The organism is Pseudohaemophilus parahaemolyticus (genome assembly GCF_938021905.1).
Taxonomy (GTDB): domain Bacteria; phylum Pseudomonadota; class Gammaproteobacteria; order Enterobacterales; family Pasteurellaceae; genus Haemophilus_A; species Haemophilus_A parahaemolyticus_B.
The window spans coordinates 1-2,154 of sequence record NZ_CALIFA010000022.1 but is presented as its reverse complement, the minus strand read 5'-3'; the positions used below and the strand labels follow the sequence as shown (position 1 = coordinate 2,154).

Here is a 2,154-nt window from a genome sequence, read left to right as displayed (position 1 = left end):
GTGGGGCGGTTTTTTGCACCCTGAGTTTACGATTTTGATGAAATTTCCACCGAAAGAGGAAAGAAAAATGAACGCACAACAAGCCCTTAAAAAATACCAAATCGCATTGAAGTTAGCCCAAAGAAACTACCAAAGCAACCCCACCTACGCCCGCAGACTCGAAATTTACGAGCTAGAAGAATTAGTTAAACACGCCCAGAAATGGGTGCATTGAGGAGAGAAAAATGCAAACCTTGCTTAAAGTCCTGACAGGCATTTTCTTCGCCCTGCTCTTTTGTGCAGTATTAAGCCTTGGGGGATGCCTCGACAGCCAACCTGAACCCGTGATTCCCCAAAACATCCCCACTTGCCACCTGTGTGAATTTAGGAGCCCCGCATGATTGACGCTACCTGTGAAATCACCCATCGAAACGGAGGGCTTTGGTACGCACGAGTTCGATACAACCGCATCATTGTGTACAACTCCAATTTCAAAAGTAAAGAATCCGCAAGAGCACATCTTGCCCGTGAAATCGAAAAACGAAACGCCCTCGACGGCTTTCGTTTCAAGCAACTACTTAAAATGCCTCAATCCAGAAAAACGCCCGAAACAGGCGTGATTGCCAAATTACCACCACCCCCAAAATGGGATAACACTTGTTATTCGGTCAATCCGATAACGGGAGAGAAAACACCACTATGAAAGACATTTTTGAAAGCCTTACCGAACAAAGCGAAAAATCACGACAATTTCGCTTTAACCAAGCTAAAAAGAGCATTCAAGAAGCTTTGAAATGGGTTGGACCTGATGATTTTGTTCAGCTCGCCGATGAATGTATTTATCAACTTGTTGCAGAAAATGCAATGCTAGACAACCACACGGAACACTATGAAACTCTATGAAATTACCGCCCAATACCAAAACATCTACGCCTTACTGCAAAATCCAGAGTTTGCAGAAAACGAAGATATTTTAACCGCTTTAGACCAAATCGAAGATGCGTTCGAAAATAAGGTACAGCAAACGATTTTTATGATGAAAAACATCGAAGCAGAAATCGACCCGATTGATACCGAAATCAAGCGTTTGCAAGCAATGAAAAAAGCACGCCAGAACAACATCGACCGCATTAAAAACCGCTTGCGTGAAAATATGAAAGCGGTCGGAATGAGTAAGCTCAATTGTGGTTTATTTAGCTTAAGCTACCGCTTGCAAGAAGCCAATGCAGTTGAGCTTGATGAGAATGAATTTCTTGCCAATAACCTCGATGAAGACTTGGTTGCCGTCAAAATTACGCCAAACAAAACCGAAATCAAACGCCGCTTGAAAAACGGTGAGGAAATTATCGGTGCAAGATTAGTGGATAGTGAAGTGTTAACGATTAGATAGGAAGAAAGATGAGTATTGCAACCTTAATTTTAGGCGAAAGTGGTACGGGAAAATCCACTAGCCTCAGAAACCTTGACCCCACTAAAACATTACTTATTCAAGTGATTCACAAGCCGCTGCTGTTTCGTTCCAAAGATTGGAAGATGATGACAAAAGAAGATCGCACAGGCAGTGTGATTATTTGTGATAACGCAGACAGAATTTGCGATGTGCTCTCTAAAACTGACCACGATATTATTGTGATAGATGATTATCAGTACATTATGGCAAACGAATTTATGCGTCGTGCCAAAGAAAAAGGCTACGATAAATTCACTGAAATTGGCAAAAAAGCGTGGCAAGTGTTTAATCAAGCCGTTGCACTTTCGCCTAATAAGCGAGTGTATATTTTAGCACACACCGAAACGGACGCATTCGGCAAAACTAAAATTAAAACCATCGGCAAAATGCTCGATGAAAAAATCACGCTGGAAGGAATGGTGACGATTTGCCTACGCACTCGCGTGAGTGATGGGCAGTTTCAATTCTCCACCCAAAACAGCGGCGAAGGTACCGTAAAAAGCCCAATGGGCTTATTTGAAAGCCAATACATCGACAACGATCTGAAAGCTGTTGATGATGCTATTTGCGAATACTGGGGCATTGACGCCTAATTTCCATTCAAGCGGTTAAATTCAACCGCTTATTTACCAAAGGACAACTAAAATGAGTACAGTTTTTACTTACAATCAAAACTTAGCCGTAAAAGCAGGTCAAGCAGGTTTTATTTCTGAAACAGGGGCTTA

The 2,154-nt window shown here is 42.1% G+C and carries 5 protein-coding genes; all 5 read left to right on the top strand.

The genetic code is table 11. The features are described from left to right. Positions 1-214, top strand: a 214-nt coding sequence (locus tag QMF79_RS01555; protein WP_281772490.1) for a hypothetical protein, incomplete at its 5' end; no start/stop codon positions are given. A gap of 162 nt (positions 215-376) precedes the next feature. Further along, positions 377-682, top strand: coding sequence for a hypothetical protein (locus QMF79_RS01550; RefSeq protein ID WP_281772489.1), 306 nt, complete (start codon positions 377-379; stop codon positions 680-682). After that, a complete protein-coding gene (locus QMF79_RS01545) occupies positions 679-882 on the top strand; it encodes a hypothetical protein (protein ID WP_281772488.1) in 204 nt (67 codons plus the stop codon). The genes QMF79_RS01550 and QMF79_RS01545 overlap by 4 nt, the downstream gene beginning before the upstream one ends. Continuing rightward, entirely contained in the window at positions 869-1,369 is a 501-nt protein-coding gene (locus QMF79_RS01540) for a siphovirus Gp157 family protein (RefSeq protein WP_281772487.1), read from the top strand. Before QMF79_RS01545 ends, QMF79_RS01540 begins: the two co-directional genes overlap by 14 nt. 8 nt (positions 1,370-1,377) lie before the next feature. Beyond that, positions 1,378-2,022, top strand: coding sequence for an AAA family ATPase (locus tag QMF79_RS01535; RefSeq protein WP_281772486.1), 645 nt, complete (start codon positions 1,378-1,380; stop codon positions 2,020-2,022). Positions 2,023-2,154: the final 132 nt, after the last annotated feature.